A 22,513-nucleotide genomic window follows, 5' to 3' on the forward strand; every position below is an offset into this window, starting at 1 on the left:
GCGGTGTTCGGCTTCGACAGCGAGGAAGAGGCCGTGCGGCTGGCCAACGACAGCGAGTACGGCCTGGCGGCCGGGGTCTGGAGCCAGGACATCGACCGCATCATGCGGGTGTCGCGGCGCCTCGAGTCGGGGCAGGTGTTCGTCAACAACTGGGCGGGGATGGACCAGACGGTGCCGTTCGGCGGCGTCAAGCAGTCGGGCAACGGCCGCGACAAGTCGCACCACTCGCTGGAGGAGTACTCCGAGCTCAAGACGGTGTGGCTGTCGCTGACGCCCGCCCCGTGATTGCCTCGCCGCCGAGCGTCGGGTGCGAGACGTCTCATGCTGGCCGGCCGCCGGAATCGTTACCGGGGGCCGGTTTTTTGATGGGGCTTTTCAGACACGCCGCCCCGGCCGTCGCGGTTAGTATCGTGGGATCGATGGGCCGGAGGAGTCAGCCATGGGCGGGAGCAGGACGTTATCGGGGCGGTTCGGGTGGCTGACGACCCTGGCCGGGATGGCGCTGTGCGCCTGGGGTGCGGCGGACGCTGCCGGGCCGGACGCTGCGGCGTCGCGTGGCGCTGCCTCGGGGGGCATCGATCTGCTGCAATACGACTGGTCGCATCTCGACGGCGCGACGCCGAGCGTGGCGGGCGTGCGGATCGACGGGTTGGGGTGGGGCATCGTGCCGCCGGCGGACGAACCCGACGAGCCGGTGATCGACAATCCGCCCATCAACCTGCGTGGCCCGGCGCTGCAGGTCACCGGCGATTTTGCGGTGTCCGCCCGAGTGCGATTGCCGGCTGGCGCGAGCGCCTATCTTACGCTCTACGGTCGCCCGCCGCTGATCCAGGACGAGTGGCGTCAGGAGGGCGAGGCGGTGACCCTGGCGTTGAGCAAGGATCGGCTGCGCGTGGAGCTGCAGGACGGCATCGGCCGCTCGCGTCATCACGAGTATCCGGTGGCAGTGGGGGAAAAGGCACGTGTGACCCTGTCGAGGGTCGGCCGGCAGCTCGTGGTCGATGTCGACGGCCGAACGGTGGCAAGGGTCGACGATCCGGGGCTGTTCGACTCGGGCCGGGTGCTGTTCGGTGCCCATGGCGACGTGGGCGAGGACTTCTGGCTGACCGGGCTCTCGGCACAGCCGCTGACGGCGAGCGCCGACGTCAGCGTGGACGACTCGCCGCTGCCGCGTGTCTCGCCGCCTGCGGATTCGTTGCGCGCCCTGGCCGCTCGCAACGTGCCGCATCTGGCGATCGGTACTGCGGTGGCGGCGATCCCGCTGGTCAGTGACCCGAACTATGCGCGAGTGCTGGCCCGCCAGTACAGCATGGTCACCCCCGAGAACGCCATGAAGTTCCAGTTCGTTCACCCGCGCCCCGACCGCTACGCCTTCGCCGAGGCCGACGCCATCGTCGATTTCGCCGAACGCAACCACATGGCGGTGCACGGGCACACCCTGGCCTGGGGCGAGGCGCTGCCGCGCTGGCTGACCCGCGGTGATTACAGTGACGGGCAGATTCGCGAGATTCTCGCCGGCCATATCGCCACCGTGGTGGGGCGTTACAAGGGCCGCGTCGCCTCCTGGGACGTGATCAACGAACCCCTCGAGCCGTTTGGCCCCGACCTGCGTCGCGACTCGCCCTGGTATCGGGCGATGGGCGCCGACTACATCGCCTTCGCCCTGCGTGCGGCGCATCGCGCCGATCCCGACGCGAAACTCTACATCAACGAGTTTGCCTGCGAGTCGCGTAATGCCAAGTCGGACGCACTGTATCGGCTGGCCCGATCTCTGCTGGCGCGGGGCGTGCCGCTGGATGGCATCGGCTTCCAGCTCCACGAGGACATGACCGACGATTACGACCCGGTCACGGCCGCGGCCTTTCGCGACAACGTGCAGCGCTTCATCGATCTGGGGCTCGCGGTGCGTATCTCGGAGATGGACGTCAATCTGCACGACGACGATTCGCCCGAACGACTTCGCGCCCAGGCGGACTACTATCGTTCGATGCTCGAGCTGGCGCGCGACATCCCCGCCTTCACGGCGTTTTCCACCTGGGGGTTTACCGATCGCTACTCGTCGCTGCAGGAGTGGTGGGACGCCGATGGGCTGGGCAACGGGCTGATCTTCGATCCCGAGCTGCAGCCCAAGCCCGCCTACCGGGCGTTGCAGGCCGCGCTGGCCCGCTGACTAGTGGATCCGGCAGTTCCTAATGAGGTACGAGATCCTCCATAAACTCCGATGCCACATCGCCGCTGGTCACCAGTAGATAGTCTCTGGCTCGCGTACAGGCCACGTAGAGCAAGTGACGCTCAGTATTATAAACCTCTTCCAAGTCAGCACTGTCAGATACTGATTCTATCCGCTCCTGCGCCGGTAGAATCTCGTCATCACAGGCCATCACTGCGACGGCGCGGAACTCCAGGCCCTTGGCGAGATGCATGGTGCTGATTGTGACCTTGGCCTCTGCTGCAAGCATGTGCTCATCAAGTTTATGGTAGGGAAGCTCTGCCAGCGTTACGGCGTCGCAAGCACGTTCTAGTTCCGCTTCCGAGCGCACCAACACTGCCATCTCGCTGGCACTTACACCTTCGGCTTGGCAATGCCGTAACCAGTTTGCTACCCCTCTAGTCTCATCATTCTGGCTATCGAACGTCTGGATGGTCGGAATGGGGCCGTTGAATACGGAGATGGTGCCGCTGCGCTCTTCGCTGTTGCCGTCCACATCGGTGATCTCTGGGTCCAACAGCAAATCGGCCTGACAGCGGATCTGGTGCGAAGTGCGATAGTTGATACGCAGGGTACGCGAGCGTCCCTGGATATTCACGCCTAGAGTCTTCCATGAGAACGGCTGCTGGAAGATGCGTTGACCCAAGTCACCGGCAAAGAACAGGCTATTCAACCGGTTACTTCCTAGCGCCGCCAGGAACCGCAGCTGCGGCACCCGGATATCCTGCGCCTCGTCGATAATCGCGAAGTCATAGGGTGGGGTAGTGCGCTTTTGGATGGCGGTGGCCAAAGTACTGAACAGGCCGGCGTGAGTGATCAGTCCGCGTTGTTTCAGTCCCTCTCGAACCCTGTCGAAAATAGACCAAAGGGTTGCACGCTGAACCTCGGGTAGGCGTGTTCTCCTGCCAAGGCGTCGAATATCGCGATAGGCTTCCCAAGAATCCAGCTGCCAGGCATCGACGATGTCTTCCCACTCGGAGCGTAAGAATCTTGCCGAGAAGGCATGCTCTTGCTGTGCCTGAGCCGCTTCGTTCAGTAGGGTCTCGACCACCTCGCCACTGGCGAGCCGCATCGGACCATGTCGCAGTTCATACAATCGCTGACCGAGGGCATTCATCGAGTAGACATCGATGCGCTCACCCAGGCGCGGCTGTTTGCCGATCAATAGGATCAGCTTGGCCTCGAGCATTTTGGCTAACGAATCGGAGAAGGTTGCCAGTAAGATACGGGCATTGGGGTTAGACTTAGCAAGATACACGGCACGATGTAAGGCGACCACTGTCTTGCCGGTGCCGGCGGAGCCGGAAATCCTGGCCGGGCCGTTGTAGTCACGCTCTACCCATTGCCGCTGCTCCGGGTGGAGAAAGATGCTCCACTTCTCCCAGGGCGCATCCAGTGCACGCGCCAGCTCCTCGACATCGGTCATTATCCTAAAACGCCGCTGTGAATCGGGATGATCGAAGGGGCTTGTACCAGACTGTTGCTCTGCTGGCTCAGGTGTGCCACCTGTCGCCAGCTCAAGAAGAGCCTCGGCTGCCTCGGCAGGAAGGTGTTCTGCTAGGTCCAAAAGCGAGTCTTCATCTGCCTGACGAACGTCATCGAGCCAGTCGGTGGGTATGCCATAGCTCAGCAGTGTATCTTCAGCAATACCCTCGAACAGTTTGGGCTTGGAGGAGTGGTGTGACTCTGGTTGTATGTATTCAGGTACCCTAATTTCCTGTACCGTTTCTCTGACCTGTACAATCTGGGCCGCCCCGGTTCTTGGGTGTACCTCGAGTTTTCTGCTTTCGGCCCAACGGTACGCCTTATCATGATGGTCCACATAGCAAAGGAGCAGACTGTCGTGGCTCTTGTGGACAATCAACCTGATGTCACGGCTGACTCTGACGGACCAGAAATGCTTGTCTCTGGCCTTGTCAAGCTTATGGAATTTCATGCGAGGGTTGGCAGGGTTCATCTGGAGGTCGAATGCCGTTGTCTTGACGGATTTCTGTTCCTCACCTGTGAGGCGTGCTAGGCTGCTGGTGAATGTTTCAGATATAAGAAATTTCATTTTTTGACCTTTTAAAACCCTTTGATATCTATCCTCAAACATCACCTGTTGGCATCTCGGTCTTCAATTTCGACGGGGTCAGGAGGCATGATATACTCTATGTCACGCGTAGGTGTAATGGCGGCCAAGTTTCTAGGTAAAATGCTTAGGCCATAAGCTACTGAATATCTGTGAAATGATGCTGCCTTGATATCGCCAACGACATTTTTTGGCAACGGTATTTTCTTATAGGATATGCTCAAGGACTTTCTGTCTTTTATTGATGTCTTGTAAAAGGATATGTGGGAACCACCGCCACAAAGAAAGAAGGGGAATTCGTTTTGTTTTTTCCAGACTGGTGCGTTGGGGTACAGCTGATGGGTGCTTTTTAGTGCCTTGCTTAACCCCTTCTTAAGGTGCTCCTTGAAAATAGATGCTCTTTTTGAAACTTGTTCTCTAATTTCTTCCGTTCGTTCGGAAAAAAAGGAGAAAGCTTTGGAAGCGTCAGAATCCTCCCATTGGAGGGACTGACCTGCTCGGCCACTGAGTGTGGCAATAAGATAGTGAGACCCTAATGGGGCAACATTGTCGCCGAAGATAGGGATCCTGTCAGAATCCTCGACTCTGAAAATATTGAATAAGACAAAGTCTATCGTGCCTGCTCCTATGTCTATGAGCCCATGCAAGCCTTCCTGACTTTGTGAGGATTTCAGGTAAGGATGGAGCTGGGCTAGGAACTCCGGGACTACCTTGATAGGTATTGTGTGTTGTCGTGAAGAATGGCTATAAATCTTCGTGACGACAGCGCGCGAGATCTGCCCCTGATAAAAGCTTGCTGACCAAGCATTCTTCGCTATTCTGTATAGCCTTTCCTGGATCTTCTCACTCTGGAACGGTGACGCAGGTAGACCGAGATGGAGTCTCCAGCGAAGCGTTGTAGCCCCCATGTCCTTGAAGGTTCTTTCTGCCCATCCACGAATATGCCGTGTAACCAATGAGATGAAAATGGTTGCTTCAACATCGGAAGAAAAGTTGTCGTCTGTATTCTCGATAATTGATATCTTTAATCCTTTCCTCGATGTCCAGCCTACCTCACTGACGTCACCAAGCAAGACGATGCCTGAATCATGCTCACTGAAGGAGGATGGAAGAAGGTAGGGATCTTCGCTATCGATTATTTCTTTCCAGTCAACGATGTAGTGGCGGTTTCTCCAATGTATGACGGCCTTGGTGAAGGCAGTGCCAAAATCAAGTCCGATGACGGCTGGTTCTCCATCACTCGCTGTCATGTCGATGTTAGGGTCAATGGAGGGGGAGGCTATGGCATTAGCAGTGGGAAGGCGTATATCTAGGTGCTCTACGTCGGCAGAAATCTCATGGAGAGGAGGAGTCTCTGCAGGTGGGGAGACGTCGTTGCGTGATCTAGCAACCTTTCCTGGGTTATCGTAGCACCTAGTGTCAACTTTTTTGACCTCAACGTATCTTTTTTTTCCCTTGTTCCGAGGTTTGCTTTTTACAGCTGCTTCATGCTTGATGTTTTTCCGTCGCGATTGCCTATCTCTCTGTTCTTTTTTAGGTTTTGCATTTTTGTTTTTTTGACTTGAAGACTGGGGGTGGTCAAACTTGGCCTTAAGGGTGTCAAAGACCTCTGAAAATTGACTTCCGAGTGTTGGTTTGTTCTTGTGCATCATTCCACCTTCAGTATCCCGACTGCGACAGGCTCCCTGGAGTCTTTGATTTTTTTCTTTTTATTTATTTTTTCCAGTAGCATTTCTGTTTGATTTTTCAGCGACTTGAGTCGACCCCGTGTCATTTTTATATAACGAGAATTTCCAATGTTGTTGTTGATTGCCTGCTCAAGTTGCGATCGCTTTTTTTCATGGCTTTTTCTTACCGACTCTTCTTGTATCCTTATCCGATCGTTGTTTTCAGACTGCTTTTCCTTGAGTTCCTTTCTGTACTTGCGAGCCAGAAGCTTCTCAACAGTATCGATGCTTTGCCTTATTTTTTCATCGGAACCCAGTTGGGTTGGGGCTTCCAGCCAGTCTGAAGCATGAGAGCGAATGCAACCCATGATTTCACTTGCATCATTTCTTGAAACTTCATTCAGCGTGTTGCAGTTGACGAATGACGAGCGTAGGAAATCCTCTTCCTTGCTGCCTGAGAAAGACCAGTTTTCTACCTTGAAGGCATAGACTTCTCCTGTTTCTAGCACAGGAATATTCGATGCATTCACTTTAAGTGCGAGTAGCGGAGTATGTGGTTCCTCCTGCAGGGACTTCAGGCTGATGTATTTTATGAAAGGGTGGAATTGGTTGATAATCTCGTGCTTTTGCTTGCCCCCACTTGCCACTTGGTTGTTGATGATAAAGGTTTGTTCATGGCCGATTGACAGCCTTGATGGTGTTAGTTTTTCCTTTCTCGTGAAATCACCAAAATCAACGGCGATATTGGGAGGGAGCTTTATCGTGAACTGATGGTCCTTTGCCAAGTTGTTTATTGTGTGCCCAGGAGCATGTCTGTCAAGAAAGTCTGTGATGTACTCGATCAGATCTTCGTCTGATATCTTTCTGTTGGAATTATGTGCCTCGGTTACCTGAGACTGAATGTAATCACCCAGCGCAACAAGGCTGGATGAGCTTTCGTCGACGATTTCCTCATCTCGACGCCGCTGTTCTATGGCATCTGCTGTCTGTTCAATCTGGGCTTGTTGCTGCGCGGGGGTCAGTTTTCCAGATAGCAATCTCTTGCTCATCACCGAAATACTGTCACCGAGAATGTCTTCTGCGCCACCAAGTGAATTTTCAAAGAGGTTGAGACGATCGAACAGGCGACTCAATATCTTGTCGTCAATGGTGCCCTTGTAAACAAAACTGAGAATGTTGATCTTGGGTGATTTCTGTCCGATTCTGTCTACTCGGCCTATTCTCTGCTCGACTTTCATGGGATTCCATGGAAGGTCATAGTTTATGATAAATCTCATGAATTGGAGATCGACACCTTCGGATGCCACTTCCGAAGACAGCAGGACCTGTTGTGTGTTGCTGTTCCTGAACTCATCAATGATGGCTTTCTTGTCCTGGCCGCCCTGTACGATGATAGAGCGGATGCTATCCTCCTTCAGGCGTGAGTTCAGATAGCTCAGTGTTTTTTTGAAGTAGCTGAATACAATGACCTTTTCATCAGGATGTCGCTTCAGGAACTCGGACAATGCCGCGTTGAGTCTTGAATATTTAGAGTCGCTGCTCCGAAGAGCGCTCAGGTCAACTTTCCCGGCAATATGACGGCCGATATATCCGATCAGGCGAGATGATGATTCCAGAAGACCCCTGCCATCTTCCCCCGTGTCCTCATAGAACTGGCCATCATCTCCCTCGACGAGTCCACTTTTATTGAGCCAGTGATCGACCGCGGCATAGATGCAACTGGACATCTGGCGCTGAGGCATGGCCAAGAGAAAACCTTCGGGAGAATCGTTCTCTTCGGCGTATCGTGCAATCGCTTCGGTCGCGATATCATAGGCCGACTGTTCCTCTGGGCTCATCGGCACCGGGAGATGCTTAGCCTCCCGGGTGGCGCGGTTGACCATCACCTCACGCTTGCGAGTCCGCGTGATGATGTGGCTCAGCAGGTTCAATCGTTCGACGCGTTCCCTGAGCCTGATACGCTGTGAAGAGTTGGGCGTCGTTGACAGGTCATACCCTTCCAGCTCTTGGATCAGTTCCTGCAACTGCTCACTTCTCTTCAGCACCCAGTGTTGTTGTGCATCAGCAAGGTGTTCCAGCACGTTGCCATATGTCGAGGCTTGTAGCTTTAGGGCATTGGACGCCTTGACCAGTGGTCGGTTGGCTTCCAGTATCGATTGGAACTGCTCCGCAAACTGGAATTGGTCGGGGTCTGCGAGCTTGACCAGGCTATGCAGGTCACGATTGCTGGTATTGACCGGGGTGGCGGTCAGCAGGGCGATGTGGTCAGACACCCTTCTTAACAAGTTACCGAGCGTGGCAGAAGCCGTCTCCGGGTTCCTCAGGTAGTGCGCCTCATCGATAATGGTCATATCGAAGACAGGGTCTTCTATTGACAACTCATTCAAGCGGCGTGCAAGGCGTGCTGCGGGTGACGAGGTCTCCGCTTTTTCCCATTCGCTTGGTGGGCGTATTCCCTGCAGGCTGCAGATGATGCATTGGTTGTCCACCGTCACCTGATCCGGATGCTCGAGGATCTTCAATAACCCTGCGGCGTCAGTAATTGTCCCCGCCGTGCCAAAACGGTAGCGCAACTCGTATTGCCATTTTTCTGTCAGCATGGCGGGGCAGACCACCAGTAGGCGCCGTGCCTGCTTTCGGAATCTTAGTTCTGTCCAGATCAGACCTGCCTCAATGGTCTTGCCCAGGCCAACCTCATCGGCAATCAATAGGCCCTGAGAAGGGGAGTCCAGCATGGCCAGGACAGGCTTGAACTGGTGGGGCATGAACTCCGTATGGGTCGTGTCCATGCTATAGAAGATTTCAGACATCTTCCCGCCCAGCTGTATCCGGGCAAAGGCGCGCTTCAAGGTGTCAATCGTATCGGTTCTCCCCGTTCTTATGCGGGTGATGTCATCTTCGACTTCTTCCTCTAACAGCTCAAGTTGATCTGCAAGAAACCAGTCCGGACGTTTTCCATTGAAACTGACCTGTACCAGGAAGTCACCGTCGTCGTCATCGGCCTTACCTGTACATTCGCCTATCTGGCTTGGGTCGTACTTCATCCGGACCTTTGTGCCAGCCTGGCTCAAGGCTTCGTGTTGTTGAACTGTCATGGCATCCATCATCCGTTCAGCATGCGCTGAATGTTGGCTTCGATTTCCTCTGCGCTGAGCCCCTTGCCTTGATTTTCTTCCGTCACAAGCAGGATGCCATTTTCACCACCGCCCTCTGAAAACGGGAGTATGCCCTGTTGTCGGTAGGCCTCAAGCTTGCGTTCCCAGCGTTGACGATACTCGTGGTTATGCATCATGCCATTATGTTCCCAGAACCATGCTGTGCCGCTGTCGTCGTCCTTGATGGTGAAGTCGGGAAAGCGCTCAACACCGTTGAGCATCAACGGCTGCTCATACTGATAGTCAATGCCTGCACGGTGTAGCTTGTCGGCAATGATCCATTCCGACTTGGAGCGAACCAGTTCTCCCTGCTCTGTCCGGTAGACCAAGTTGTCGTCGAGAAACATGGATCGGTTTCCGATCCTGACTTCAACTGGCTTTGACGTTGAGAACAGGTTGGTCATTCGGCGATAGATTTCTGATGCCTGACTATGGCTGAACCTGTGCAGGTCTCTGAAATCGCCCTGGTGTAGAATGACTACCCTCTCTCGATGGCGAGTCAACGCCGTATAGAGCATCTCGCGCGACAGGAGGCGGCAGGGGTTGGGGATGACCAGGAAGGTCGTGCCGAATTCGCTGCCCTGGGTCTTGTGTATGGTCAGCGCGTAGGCGAGTTCCAGTGGTGACGACTTTTCCTGACCATCGAACTCCCATGGCTTATAGTGGTATGTAAAGCCGAGTTGACTGGAGAGTTCGACTTCAAGGTCTCTCGGGAATTTGTTTCTTGTTCTTGTTTTTCTGTGTCCCACAACGATGCCGATGTCTCCATTGGCTACGTACTTGTCATCCTTTGCAGGGAAGACATGGCGGTTCTTGTTGTTCTGGATGTTGATGACCTTGTCACCGTAGATGATGCCTTCCGGGCCTGCAGGGCTGGGAATAACACGCTTGTACCCGGTGGTACTTGCTTTTTCGATGAAAGCCTTGCGGAACTGTTGCTGTATGGCTCTGTTGAGGGCGAGCACCCCGACCTGGCTTTGCCGAACCGGGGACAGGATCTGCCATGCTTCGGCCTTCTCTGCTGCCCCCGGGCGATCCTTGTAGCGGTTGTTGAAGAAGACGTTGGTCTGGCCATTGAAGTCCGAGCAAACACCGCCGATGGACTCCTCGAACCCGATTTGATCATTGATGGAGTCGAGTTCATCCAGCTCTGTCACCATCTCTTCTAGCAGCCTCGCCTGCAGCTGATCCGGCTCGTTCCAGCGCACCAGTTTCACGTAGGGTGACTCGCCACCTGCGAGGGTGTGCCACACCTCATCGGCACCGGCATCCAGGGGGCGACCGCTGAAGGCATTGGCCAGGAGTAGGTCGGTGCGTACGTTTTCCGCATGGCCCTGCTGTCGCATCGTTATGGTGAGTTCGGCATAACCCGGTGCCACCCGAGGGAAGAGGCTCTCGACATTATCCGGCTTCAGGTGTTCCACGATATCCACATAGGGGCGGCCGGCACCGATAGGGGGAAGCTGCCGAGGGTCGCCGACCAGGATCAGCCTAGCCACGCCCTGTGTGGCATCGAGGAGGGCCGCCAGCTGCTCCTCGGTCAGCATCGAGCACTCATCGATCACGACGGTCCTATGCACCGAGGACTTTGGTGCCGATTTGTTGATGTAGTAGCGCCCGGTCTTGCCATCGTAGCGGTTCAGGCCATTGAGAAACTGGGCGATGGTCCTGCCCTCGCCGGCCATCCCACTGGCCTGCTCGAGCCTCACACGCGCCTTGCCAGTAGGTGCCAGCAGCAGCACGCCTTCCTGAGTGACTGATTCGATGGCGCAGAGGGCCTTCAGCAGGGTGCTCTTGCCGGTACCGGCAGAGCCCAGCAGTACCGATACGCGGGACCGATAGATCTGCTCCAGGGCGGCGGCTTTCTCCATCCTAGCTTGCTTGTCGTCATCGTCGAGCGCCGCTGCCAGCTCATCTCCGTCAATGGCCCGGTTGACCAGTCCCAGCCAGTCATGCTCGCCGCTATTGGGGGTACCCTTGCGGCGCTTGTTGATCACGCTTCTGATCAGTTGCGAGGTCTCTGTGAATCGCCGCAGTTGGTAGGCCGGCTCTTCCGCCATGGCGGTGCCGGCGATCTCCGGCGTGAGACACTCCTCGACGACCGCCAGGGTATCGGCATCCAGCGGGCAGTCAGGCTTCATCGGCTGCTGACGTACACGCCTGATCAGCCAGCTGGCGGGCAGCAGGGTATGGCCGTCGCTGGCGGCTTCCTCCAGCACATGGATCATGAGGGCACGCACTCGCCGTTCGTCGATGGCCTCGTGTACCCGGCTGGGTTCCGGTATCGGGAATGCCTGGCGCAGCGTCTCGGGCGGAAAGAGCCCGCGATCGATGACCGAGAAGGCGATGGGGTCTTCCTGCAGGCGGTCCTGTTCGTAGACGAGATAGGGGTTAGCCAGTATCTCCTTGTCCGACAGCCCGATCCCGGCGGATTCACGCTCGGTGGCCTGATACCAGCGCAGCGCCTGATCGTTGGTCAGGTTGAAGCGTGCCAGCAGCATCAGCAGATCACGGCGTTCGTTCGGCAGCTTTTCCCACTTCTGGCGCTGGGTCTTGCCGATCCCCTCGCTCAGGTAGTCCGGCAGGCTGTCGGGGTGACTCAGGGCCTCGCCGAGCAGCGGCCAGGGGTCGACCGGTCGTTCGCTGTCGCCCAGCAGGTGCCAGGCCAGCAGGTTGCCGTTGGGGAAACCGAAGGCATGCAGAGCGGCCCCCAGGCCCGGAAAGGCGCCACGCACCTGCCAGAGTCGGTTCAGCTCTCGGTCGATCCACTGCAGGTAGTCGTCCCAGGGGGCCTCCAGGAGGTGACGCATGGCCTTGATGGCCTTCTCGAGGGCCAGCAGGGAAGCGATGGCGCCATCCTGTGGGAGGAGCTCGCTGCCGAAGGAGTACTTCTCGAAGTACTCGTCAGGGGCGAAGGCGGCGCAGACCATCAGGTTGATGGTGTCATCCTGCTCCGCCAGTGCCAGCAGCTCCTGGTACGGCAGCAGAAAGCCATCGCTGCCATCCGGTCGGATGGAGTGCGTGATGTTGCGCTCCCAGAGATAGCCGGTGATACGGTCCGTTGGGCGGGACTCTCCCGTATAGCGATACTCCTTGGGTGCGCCCACGCTCTTCACCCGGCCCACGCCGACGATGACGCGGCGAGGGTCTTCCGCCAGGGGGGTGCGCTTGGCGTAGAAGAACACCAGAGACTGCTCGGGTCTGGCCGCGCTGAAGAAGGTATCCAGCAGGATTCGCTGATTGGTGCCTTCCTGTGCCCAGCTGGTGGGAAAGCCAAGTTCCGGCTCCCTTTCGCCCTCATAGCCAAGCCGCAGGGCCTCCGTCCGGCTGGCGATCCCGGTGCGGTCGTTCCCCTCCGCCTGCACCTTGAGCATCCAGTGGAAGGGAATCGCGGCGGCCGAGTAGGGCGGAATGGTGTAGGGCGTCGGGGCGAAGTGACCGTGTGTGGTTTCCGACGTCCTGGCATAGGGATGGTGCTTGAGCATCGACTGCGGAAAGGGCGCCATGATGGTGCCGTGCTCATCCACGCAGGGGGGAAACTGGTCACGCTCCAGCCCCTCGAGGCTCTCGCCGGCATGCTCGGTTTCATGGTGGTCGTCACGCCCAGTGGCGATGCGGGGCAGGATGGTGCAGCTGGTATTGCCACAGGGGTTGCGGCAGAAGGTGCCCTGCCAGCCGGTGTCGTGCCAGGGCACGCGGATGGTCAGGTGGTGGACGGGGAGCCTCCTTGCGCCTTCTATCATGTCGTCGTCTCCTTGTGCTTATACCCGGAACACCTTCATCACCTCATCGCCGAGGTGGTTGATCACCTTCACCGCGATGCGGCCCGCCTTCGGCCTGGCGAAGGGGCGCGAGGTATCGCTGTGGAGTGTCGCCCAGGCGTCCTCGTCGATCTCCGCCTTGAGGGTGGTCTTCAGCGACTTGTAGGGGTCGTTGGCACCGAGGAAGTAGGCCTGGCGGACGAAGAAGCTCTCCTCGTTGTAGTCGGTGTCGATGAACCAGCAGGCGATGCCCTCGGCGCCATCGGAGCGGACCTCGCCGGTGTTGGGGTGGAAGACGTCGACCCCGTTGACCTTGACCTGAATCTGCCCCGGCTCACCGTCATGCTCGGTGGCATCGAGGATATCGATGTCCGGCTCGCCGAAGATGACGAAGAGGTTGCCCTTGCCGGTGTTCTTGAGGTCGTCGGCCATGTGCAGGTCGGCATTCATCCGTGCCTTGAGTACCGGGATGCGACCGAGTTTCTCGAACTCGCTGGAGTGGGCGTCATAGTTGAAGGCGCAGGCGATCAGCACGTCGAAGTCCGCATCGCCTGCTTCGCGGGCGGCGGCCACCAGGTCCGGGCGGGAGACGGTGCCGAATTCGGGACCGATAAAGATGGCGGCGCGTTTCTCCTTGTCGGCTTCTTCCTCGTCTCCCTCGACGTAACGTCCTTCGGCGCAGACCAGGTCGCCCGGCCAGGGGGTGAGGGAAGTGAAGGAGATCCTGTCTTCCTTATGGGCCTGCTGGACCCCGGCGGTCTTGAGGTTCTCCAGGATGATCTTCACGAAGTCGCGCTCTTCCGCGTAGTCACCTTCGCTCTCGGCAACGACCGGGTCGATCAGCTCGTCGTTCTCGTCCACGCCCAGTACCCGATGGGGGGAGAGACTCTCCACGGTGAAGGGGCCGGCGACGCGGACCTTCTTCTTGTCCTCGTAGGGCTTGTCGTAGAGGAACTCCTGGTCGGCCTTGGCGGCGATGGAGGCGTCGATCTCCTGCTGGCGGGCGATACGCTGTTCCCACCAGCGGGCGTGAATCTTCTTGGCCTCTTCCGGCCACTCCTCATCCGCCTGCCGGGGAATTTCCCACTCCTCCCAGTTGGCCGCCACGGCGTCGTTGAGTCGCTCGCGCAGCGGTTCCAGGGCTTTCTGAAAGCTTTCCCAAATAACATCGATCTCGGTGTTGCTGGCGATATCCTTTAGGGTGATATGGGGCGCTCGCTGATAGACGAAGCCATGTCCGATATGGCCTCGGGTGGACTGGCTCGAAGGTGCGCTGCGTGTGATTTCCGCCTCTTTCAGTTGGCCGTCGCGGCTGTCGGCCAGCAGGTAGTAGGGGTAGCGCGCTCCCATGATGCGTGCACGAGCCAAGGCCAGGGCTACGCGAGAGGTATCGATGGTGATCCAGCGCCGGCCCCACTGTTCAGCAACGGTGGCAGTGGTGCCGGAACCACAAGTAGGGTCGAGCACAAGATCGCCTGGATCTGTTGCCATTAAAAGGCAGCGTTCTACAATTTTTGTATGTGTTTGAACTACATACGTCGGATCATCCTCACCACGTGTGTCATTCCAGACATGAGATCGCTCTCGATAAGGAAAATCGTCGTAGTATCTCTTGTAAATTCTTAGGCCAGACTGCTGTAGTAGTCGCCCGATACTCCAGAGTCGTTTTATACCGTCTACTTGCGTTTTCCAATGACGGTTTGGTTTGCAGGAAAGTGTGTATTTTATGCCGCGTGAAAAAACTTCAATATCTGGGTCATTGCCGCCTTTGGAAACAATGCTGTCCGTGGTTAGTAGTTTTGCATTATTGGGTAGCTCCAGTTTCCCGTTTTTTATGAAATTGCTTATTGGTAAGATTCGTCCGTCATCTAGTTCGACGCGTTTATATTCTTTTGCACCACTCTCACCTGGAGTGGTTTTCTCATAAGACTTTCTGTATTTCAGGTTTTCGATGTTTTTTGCGTAGAAAACAATATAGTCATGTGTGGTTGGTAGTGTTTTTGTTGTGGACCCACTTGTTTTTTGAACTGCTATTAGCGAGCAAAAGTTTTGCTCGCCGAAAACCTCATCCATGACAGCTCTGACTCTATGAACATTTTCATCCCCAATCTGTACAAAGATCGAGCCGGAGTCGGTCAAAAGGTCCCGTGCAACGGTCAGTCGGTCCCGTAGATAGCTCAGGTAGGTGTTTATGCCATCCCGCCAGGTGTCGCGAAACGCCTTGACCATTTCCGGCTCACGGGTGATATGGGCGGCACTCCCATCTATTACGTCGCGGCTGGTCGTGGACCACTGGAAGTTGGAGTTGAATTTGATGCCGTAGGGCGGATCGAGATATATGCACTGCACCTTGCCGCGCAAGCCCTCGCGCTCGGCGAGGCTGGCCATCACCTGCAGGCTGTCGCCTAAGATCATGCGATTGGTCCAGTGGGCATCATGCTGATAGAACTCGGTCTTGGCAGCTTCGTTGCCCACGCCATTGAAATCGGCGAAGAGGTCGGCCTGTTCGTCGCCTGCCTGTTGATCGGCTTCGCTACGCTTGCGCAGGTCGTCGATCAATACCTTGGGGTGCACCTTCTCCTGGATATAGAGCGGCGGGGCATGCACCACCAGATCGGACCAGTCCTGCTGGTCCTTGCCACGCCAGACCAGCTGCGGATCCAGATCGGGGTTGCGGTTCTCCTTTTCCTCGCGCAGCTCGCCGTTGCCACGCGGGTAGCTGACCGGGACCGGGACCTGGTCGTCCTTGCGCATCACCGACTGGTATTCGGCGGTGGGGATGTTGCGGCGCGTGGCCTCGTCGTGGGTGAGAGACTCGACGGACTTGGGGGTCGTGGATTGCGTCTTTCTAGCCATGGTAAATCCCTTACGCTGCCGGCTCGGCGGTCACGCGGCTGATCATGTGGTTAAACTCGGACTCGACCTTGCTGGCGAAGTCGTCTTGCATCTGGAACACATCGGTGAATTCGGCGAAGGCCCATCGGCCGTAGCTGCCTAGATGGTTCACCCCCGGCACCCAGTAGGTGTCCATAGTGGTCTTCTTCTCCTTGGCATCCTCGCCGCGGTAGCCCTTGATCTCGACGATGAGGTTCAGCGGATCGTCGTGGCCGTCGTCGACCTGCACGATGAAGTCGGGGCGGTAGGTACGGGTTTCCGAGGCGTAGCGGTAGGGTACGTCGAATCCGAGGTTATGGTTCTTTACGTAGGCCAGCACCTGAGGGTGGGCCTCGGCGACGCGACAGAACTCGGCTTCCCAGTCGCTGTCGAGGACTACCCAGTTGAGCTGGCAGCGGCGGCTATCGGTCTCGTAACGCTCGGTCTTGGAGGTGGTGAAGTTGACATGCACCGTGGAGCCGGTGGGGTTGTAGGGGTCGAGCACCGCCTTGATGGGGCGTTTATCTTGTTCACCAGCCTTGGTGATAGCGGCGGTGATGCGATTGCAGGCGATATCGGCCAGGGCCTGGTACATCAGCAGGCCGGGGTAGGTGTCGCCCTTGCAGACCAGGCAGGTATCCAGCCACTGCCGGGTGATGCGCTTGAGCTGGCCGAACAGGTGCAGTTTGGGCTCCTCGCCGGGGTCCCGCCACTTGGTGTAGAGCAGACGCTGGGTGAGGTGGAAGAGCAGTGAGGAGCGGCGCATGTCGCGGATATGCTCGAGGCTGAGGTCTACCGCCTCGCCTATGATGCCGGAATTTTTAGTGATGGACGGGCCGACGATGGCCGGGGTGAGCTCGAACACCGAGTCATCGTTGAAGCGCGCGGTGAGCCGCTCCTCAGGCAGTTCCACTCGATAGCCCGCCACCCGCGGAAAAGTAATCTCCAGTGTCTCTCGCTCCGGTAGCACGGCCTTGACCTGCACCGTTTCCCTCGGTAGCTGCGGCGGGGCGATTACCGGCTTGGCGGTAAAGTCAAAGGGGATACCGAGCACGTCGGCATACTCAACATTAAACTGGCCCTCTTCATTCAGTTCGTAGGACTGACGACGAAGGGCGCGACCGATAACCTGTTCACAGAGCAATTGAGTACCGAAGGCACGCACGCCCAGCACGTGGGTGACGGTGTTGGCGTCCCAGCCTTCGGTGAGCATGGACACGGAGACCACGCAGCGGATTGACTCACCGAGCTGACCTGATTTGCCGACCGTGTTCATGACCTCGCGCAGCAGTGTTGCATCATCGATCTCCTTGCCGGCACGAAGATCGTTTGCCAAGGTCCCGCCGCGCTCGAGCGCCTCGCGCTTGAAGCGTTCGATTTCATCGGCGGCCAGTGTGCGGAAGTTCTTGTCTAGCGCCTCGCCAGATTCCAGCTGCTCGCTATCGATCAGCAGAGTGTTGGGGCGAGGGAGCGGATTGCCATGCTCGTCGAAGTTGCGGAACAGCTCCAGGCGACCATTCTCGACGTTGGAACTGCCATCCTCGTTCTCGCGGATGAAACCGGAGATGTAGTCGTAGACCAGCTTGGAGGTGGCGGTGTTGTTGCAGACCACAATGAAACAGGGTGGTACTTTAATGCCGGCCTTCTGCCAGAGTTGCCAGGTCTTCTCGTAGTGGCCGTAGAGAGCCTGTAGTGCGGTCTGCAGTTCCACAGGGAGGCTGAGGGGATCGAGTGTCTTATTCTGCCCACGGCCTTTCTTGGGCATCTTTTTTCCGATGTGCTTCCACAGTTCGCGGAACATGGGCATTTCATTGCCGGGGATATTCTCGGCAACGGGAACGCGGGGTAGTTTGACAATGCCGCATTCAATGGCGTCCATCAGCGAGAAATCGCTCATGGTCCAGGGGAAGAGGGTGCCTTCCACGTAGCCAGAGCCGCTGAGGAAGAAGGGTGTAGCAGAAAGGTCAAACACACGCGCCACGCCCAGCTTGCGATTGACTGCTTCAAGCCCACTAATCCAAAGTCGCGCGGCTTCCTTGTTCTGCTCGGCTTCCTTCTTCTCTTCGCCCTTTAGGGCTTCCTCCTCTGCATCCCCCGGCTTTTCGCGGTAGCAATGGTGGGCTTCGTCGTTAATGACGAGAATGTTTTTTAGACCCATCAGCTCGGGCATGACGCGCTGGAGCATCTGGCCTTCGGTTTCGGTGGTATTTAGCTCATCTCCACCTCGGCCTTGCAACAGGAGACGTCCACCCTTGGAAAGCTCTATACGTTCACGAGGCTTGAAGGCGTGGTAGTTGGTGATGACGATCTTGGCCTTGCCTAGATCCTCCATCATATCGCTGGGTACCAGCTCGCGGCTCTTGTAATAGCTGTCAGGGTCATTGGGCATCAGAACGCGGAGACGGTCACGGATGGTGATGCCGGGGGCAACTAGGAGGAAGCCCCGGGTAAACTTCCTGCTATTGGGTCTGCGAACGGCATTCAGGGTCTGCCAGGCAATCAGCATGGCCATGACGGTGGTCTTGCCGGCACCTGTGGCGAGCTTGAGCGCCAAGCGCATCAGCTCGGGGTTGGCCTCGTTGTTAGCGTTGGCTAGGTGCTCTAGGAAACGTGCACCGTTCTTGCCGATTTGCGGGGCAACTTCAGTGAGCCATATGGCTGTCTCCACCGCTTCTACCTGACAGAAGAAGGGGCGGATGCCTGCGAAATCATGGTGACGCCAGTGCTGAAGCAGCCGAGCAGTTTCGGGGGTTACGCGCCAATCGTTGGGGTTAGGGAGGCGTCGCCATTTATCCACCTCCTCACGCACGGCATTTATGACAGCTGTATGATCGTACTGCTGGTCGTCGTTTGATAGCCCCATGCCTTCGTCGAAGGCCATGGTGGCCTGCTTGCCGCCACCCTTGCGCTTTTTGGGCTTTGGAATGGGAGTAATAAACTCCGCTCTGCGACGCTTCTCGAGGATTTTCTGGGTGGGCTGACCTTGGTTGTCCAGCTCCCAGTGGCGGCCGGGATACTCATAGGGGGAGTTGAGGATGGGCCGCTCAAAGAATGGTTCCATGTTCCCTTACCTGCATCCTGTATTGAAGGCGAAGGATGGCATTGACTCATTGTGTGGAGTAGGCAGACATCCCTGCACGAACATATAGAGCCACCTATGGATGGCCCTTTTGTTAGCTAGCGTAACAGAGCAATTAGGTACTGTCGCCGAAAATGCTAATTTGCTTTAGCTTTGTCAATTAGTCGTTATTTCAGTGACTTCAGAACGTCTTGGCCGGGGTGCAGCAGCTCACCAGTCGACATTCGCGCTTGCCGGGATTACGGAAGCGGTGGGGGATGCTGGTGTTGAAGTAATAAGCCTCGCCGGGGCCCAGGGTGCGGGTCTCGATGCCGATGGTGATCTCGATCTCGCCCTCGAGGATCACTCCGGCCTCCTCGCCCTGGTGGGCGATCATCTCGCGTCCGGTGTCGGCGCCGCCGGGGTAGGTCTCGATCATGAACGACAGGGCGCGCGTCTGATGATTGGCGCCGACCAGCTTGTAGACCACGTCGCCGCTGCCGATGTCGGTCAGGTCCTCGGGTGAATAGAAGACCTGATCGCGATTGTCCATGTCCAGCGTGAAGAAGTCGCCGACGCTGATGGGAATGGCGTCGAGTATCTTCTTCAGCGAACTCACCGACGGACTGACCTTGCCCTGTTCGATCAGCGACAGGCTGGAATGGGTGACGCCGCAGCGCTTGGCCAGCTCGCGCTGGGAAATGCCGCGCAGGGTACGCAGGGCGCGCAGGCGTGGGCCGACATCATCTGACATCCGAAGGGTCCTTGTGGCGAGGCGGCCGGCGGTTGCCCGCCGGCCACCGTCATCATGCGTTGTCGAGCTTGTCCTTGAGCAGTGCGTTGACCTGCTGCGGGTTGGCGGTGCCGCGCGAGGCCTTCATCACCTGACCGACGAAGTAGCCGATCATCTTGCCGCGCTTGTCCGGATCGGCTTCGCGGTACTGGGCGACCTGCACGGGGCTGTCGGCGATCACCTGATCGACCATCGCCTCGATGGCGCCGCTGTCGGTGACCTGCCGGAGCCCCTGGGCGTCGATGATCGCGTCGGCGGTGTCGCCCTCGCCGTCCCACAGCGCGGCGAAGACCTTCTTGGCCGCCTTGCCGTTGATGGTCTCGTCCTTGACGCGGGCCACCAGGCCACCGAGCTGGGCGGCCGAGACCGGGCTGTCGGCGATGTCGAGACCTTCCTTGTTGAGGCGGCCGGCGAGCTCGACCTGGACCCAGTTGGCGGCCAGCTTGGCATCGCCGCCGGCGTCCTTGACCGCCTCGAAGTACTCGGCCATGGCCCGGCTCGACGACAGCACGCTGGCGTCGTAGGCCGACAGGCCCAGCTCGTTCTGGAAGCGTGCGCGCTTCTCGCTGGGCAGTTCCGGCAGGCTGGCGCGCAGATGGTCGACGTAGGCCTGGTCGAGCACCACCGGCAGCAGGTCGGGGCAGGGGAAGTAACGATAGTCGTTGGCCTCCTCCTTGGTGCGCATGCTGCGGGTCTCGTCGTTCTCCGGGTCGTACAGCCGGGTCTCCTGGATCACGCTGCCGCCGTCCTCGAGCAGTTCGACCTGGCGTTCGATCTCGAAGGCGATCGCGCGCTCCACGAAACGGAAGGAGTTGACGTTCTTGACCTCGGCGCGGGTGCCCAGCGATGCCTGGCCCCGGGGGCGCACCGAGACGTTGACGTCGCAGCGCATCGAGCCCTCGGCCATGTTGCCGTCCGAGATGCCCAGGTAGGTGACGATGGCGTGGATCGCCTTGAGATAGGCGGCGGCCTCCTTGGCGGAGCGCATGTCGGGCTCGGAGACGATCTCCAGAAGCGGCGTGCCGGCGCGGTTGAGATCGATGCCGGTCATGCTGTGGTAGTCCTCGTGCAGCGACTTGCCGGCGTCTTCCTCGAGGTGGGCGTGGTGCACGCGAATGCGCTTGGCGCTGCCGTCGTCGAGGGTGATCTCGACCTCACCCGGGCCGACGATCGGCTGATACATCTGGCTGGTCTGATAGCCCTTGGGCAGGTCGGGGTAGAAGTAGTTCTTGCGATCGAAGATCGAGGTCTCGGGGATCTCGGCATCGATGCCCAGGCCGAACTTGACGGCCATCGCCACGGCGCCCTCGTTGAGCACCGGCAGCACGCCCGGCAGGCCCAGGTCGACGGCGCAGGCCTGGGTGTTGGGCTCGGCGCCGAAGGCGGTGGAGGCCCCGGAGAAGATCTTCGACTGGGTGGCGAGCTGGACGTGGACCTCCAGCCCGATCACGGCTTCCCATTGCATCAGGCGTTCTCCTTACCGAAAGCGGGCTGGCGGCGGTGCCAGTCGGTGGACTGCTGGAAGCGGTGGGCGACGTTGAGCAGCCGCGCCTCGGCGAAGTGCGGGCCGAGGATCTGCAGGCCGACCGGGCGGCCGTTCGCGAAGCCGGCCGGCACGCTGAGGCCGGGAATGCCCGCCAGGTTGATGGCGATGGTGTAGACGTCCTGCAGATACATGGCCACCGGGTCGGACTTGGCGCCCAGATCGAAGGCGGGCGTCGGCGAGGCCGGACCCATCAGCACGTCGACGTCCTCGAAGGCGTCGATGAAGTCCTGGCGGATCAGGCGGCGGACCTGCTGGGCCTTCTTGTAGTAGGCGTCGAAGAAGCCTTCCGACAGCGTATGGGTGCCGATCAGGATGCGCCGCTTGACCTCCTCGCCGAAGCCCTCGGCGCGGGAGCGCTTGTAGAGGTCGATCAGGTCGGTGGGGTTTTCGCAGCGATGGCCGAAGCGCACGCCATCGAAACGCGACAGGTTGGAGGACGCCTCGGCCGGGGCGATCACGTAATAGGCGGGAATCGCCAGATCGGTGTGCGGCAGGCTGACCTCGCGCACGCTGGCGCCCAGCGACTCGTAGACGCGGATCGCCTCGCGCACCGCGCTCTCCACGGCGGGTGACAGGCCGTCGCCGAAATACTCCTTGGGCAGGCCGATCTTGAGCCCCGACAACGAGGCCTCGAGGGTCTCGCGGTAATCGGGCACGCCGCGCGCCACGCTGGTGGAGTCGCGCAGGTCGTGACCGGCGATGGCGCCGAGCAGCAGGGCGCAGTCCTCGGCGCTGCGCGCCATGGGGCCGGCCTGGTCGAGGCTCGAGGCATAGGCGACCATGCCGTAGCGCGAGACGCGGCCATAGGTGGGCTTGAGCCCGGTGATGCCGCAGAAGGCGGCCGGCTGGCGGATCGAGCCGCCGGTGTCGGTGCCCAGCGCCGCGGGGACCAGCCCGGCGGCGACCGCCGCGGCACTGCCGCCGGAACTGCCGCCGGGCACCGCGGCGAGATCCCAGGGGTTCTTGACCGGGCCGTAGTAGCTGTTCTCGTTGGACGAGCCCATGGCGAACTCGTCCATGTTGGTCTTGCCGAGGCTCACGCTGCCGGCGGCGGCGAGCTTCTCGACCACGCTGGCGTCGTAGGGCGAGACGAAGTTGTCGAGCATCCGCGAGCCGCAGCTGGTGCGTACGCCCTGGGTGCAGAAGATGTCCTTGAGCGCCAGCGGCAGGCCGGTGAGCGGGCCGGCATTGCCCGCGGCGCGGGCCTGGTCGGCGCGGTCTGCCGCCTCGAGCGCGGCGTCTGCCGTTACGGTGATAAAGCTGTTGAGTTCGCCGTCGAGGCGGTCGATGCGCGCGAGCAGCGCCTCGGTCAGCTCACGGCTGGAAAACTCGCCGGCGGCCAGTGCCGCGGCCAGTTCGGTGAGAGTCTTGTCGTGCAT

11 protein-coding genes are annotated in these 22,513 nt (G+C 58.8%); 2 read left to right on the forward strand and 9 right to left on the reverse strand.

Going from position 1 to position 22,513, the window contains the following annotated elements; all coding sequences use genetic code 11:
• Together KGR00_RS05040 and KGR00_RS05045 are read left to right on the forward strand one after the other, a co-directional pair.
• On the forward strand, nt 1-285 hold a 285-nt coding region (locus KGR00_RS05040), incomplete at its 5' end, for an aldehyde dehydrogenase family protein (protein WP_224424163.1).
• A gap of 154 nt (nt 286-439) precedes the next feature.
• Nucleotides 440-2,170 (forward strand): endo-1,4-beta-xylanase, encoded by a 1,731-nt coding sequence (locus KGR00_RS05045; protein ID WP_224417416.1) that lies wholly within the window; start codon nt 440-442, stop codon nt 2,168-2,170.
• Nucleotides 2,171-2,189: 19 nt separating this feature from the next.
• Here the strand turns inward: KGR00_RS05045 and KGR00_RS05050 are convergent, their stop codons facing one another.
• From KGR00_RS05050 to gatA, 9 genes are all read right to left on the reverse strand, one after another.
• Complete coding sequence (locus KGR00_RS05050; RefSeq protein ID WP_239031349.1) at nt 2,190-4,262, reverse strand: 3'-5' exonuclease; 2,073 nt, start codon at nt 4,260-4,262, stop codon at nt 2,190-2,192.
• A gap of 41 nt (nt 4,263-4,303) precedes the next feature.
• A complete protein-coding gene (locus tag KGR00_RS05060; protein ID WP_224417414.1) occupies nt 4,304-5,929 on the reverse strand; it encodes a hypothetical protein in 1,626 nt (541 codons plus the stop codon).
• A complete protein-coding gene (locus tag KGR00_RS05065; RefSeq protein WP_224417413.1) occupies nt 5,929-9,042 on the reverse strand; it encodes an SNF2-related protein in 3,114 nt (1,037 codons plus the stop codon). Before KGR00_RS05065 ends, KGR00_RS05060 begins: the two co-directional genes overlap by 1 nt.
• 8 nt (nt 9,043-9,050) lie before the next feature.
• Nucleotides 9,051-12,845 carry an AAA family ATPase gene (locus tag KGR00_RS05070; RefSeq protein WP_224417412.1) on the reverse strand — a complete coding sequence of 1,265 codons (3,795 nt, stop codon included), beginning with the start codon at nt 12,843-12,845 and terminating at the stop codon, nt 9,051-9,053.
• Nucleotides 12,846-12,863: 18 nt separating this feature from the next.
• Complete coding sequence (locus KGR00_RS05075; protein WP_224417411.1) at nt 12,864-15,719, reverse strand: site-specific DNA-methyltransferase; 2,856 nt, start codon at nt 15,717-15,719, stop codon at nt 12,864-12,866.
• Between the two features lie 10 nt (nt 15,720-15,729).
• Entirely contained in the window at nt 15,730-18,798 is a 3,069-nt protein-coding gene (locus KGR00_RS05080) for a DEAD/DEAH box helicase family protein (RefSeq protein ID WP_224417410.1), read from the reverse strand.
• A gap of 199 nt (nt 18,799-18,997) precedes the next feature.
• A complete protein-coding gene (locus KGR00_RS05085; RefSeq protein WP_224417409.1) occupies nt 18,998-19,549 on the reverse strand; it encodes a cupin domain-containing protein in 552 nt (183 codons plus the stop codon).
• A gap of 52 nt (nt 19,550-19,601) precedes the next feature.
• Nucleotides 19,602-21,053 (reverse strand): Asp-tRNA(Asn)/Glu-tRNA(Gln) amidotransferase subunit GatB, encoded by a 1,452-nt coding sequence (gatB, locus tag KGR00_RS05090; RefSeq protein ID WP_224417408.1) that lies wholly within the window; start codon nt 21,051-21,053, stop codon nt 19,602-19,604.
• Nucleotides 21,053-22,513 (reverse strand): Asp-tRNA(Asn)/Glu-tRNA(Gln) amidotransferase subunit GatA, encoded by a 1,461-nt coding sequence (gatA, locus tag KGR00_RS05095; RefSeq protein WP_224417407.1) that lies wholly within the window; start codon nt 22,511-22,513, stop codon nt 21,053-21,055. The genes gatB and gatA overlap by 1 nt, the downstream gene beginning before the upstream one ends.

The sequence above is a fragment of the Modicisalibacter sp. MOD 31.J genome, assembly GCF_020147985.1.
GTDB classification, from domain to species: domain Bacteria; phylum Pseudomonadota; class Gammaproteobacteria; order Pseudomonadales; family Halomonadaceae; genus Modicisalibacter; species Modicisalibacter coralii.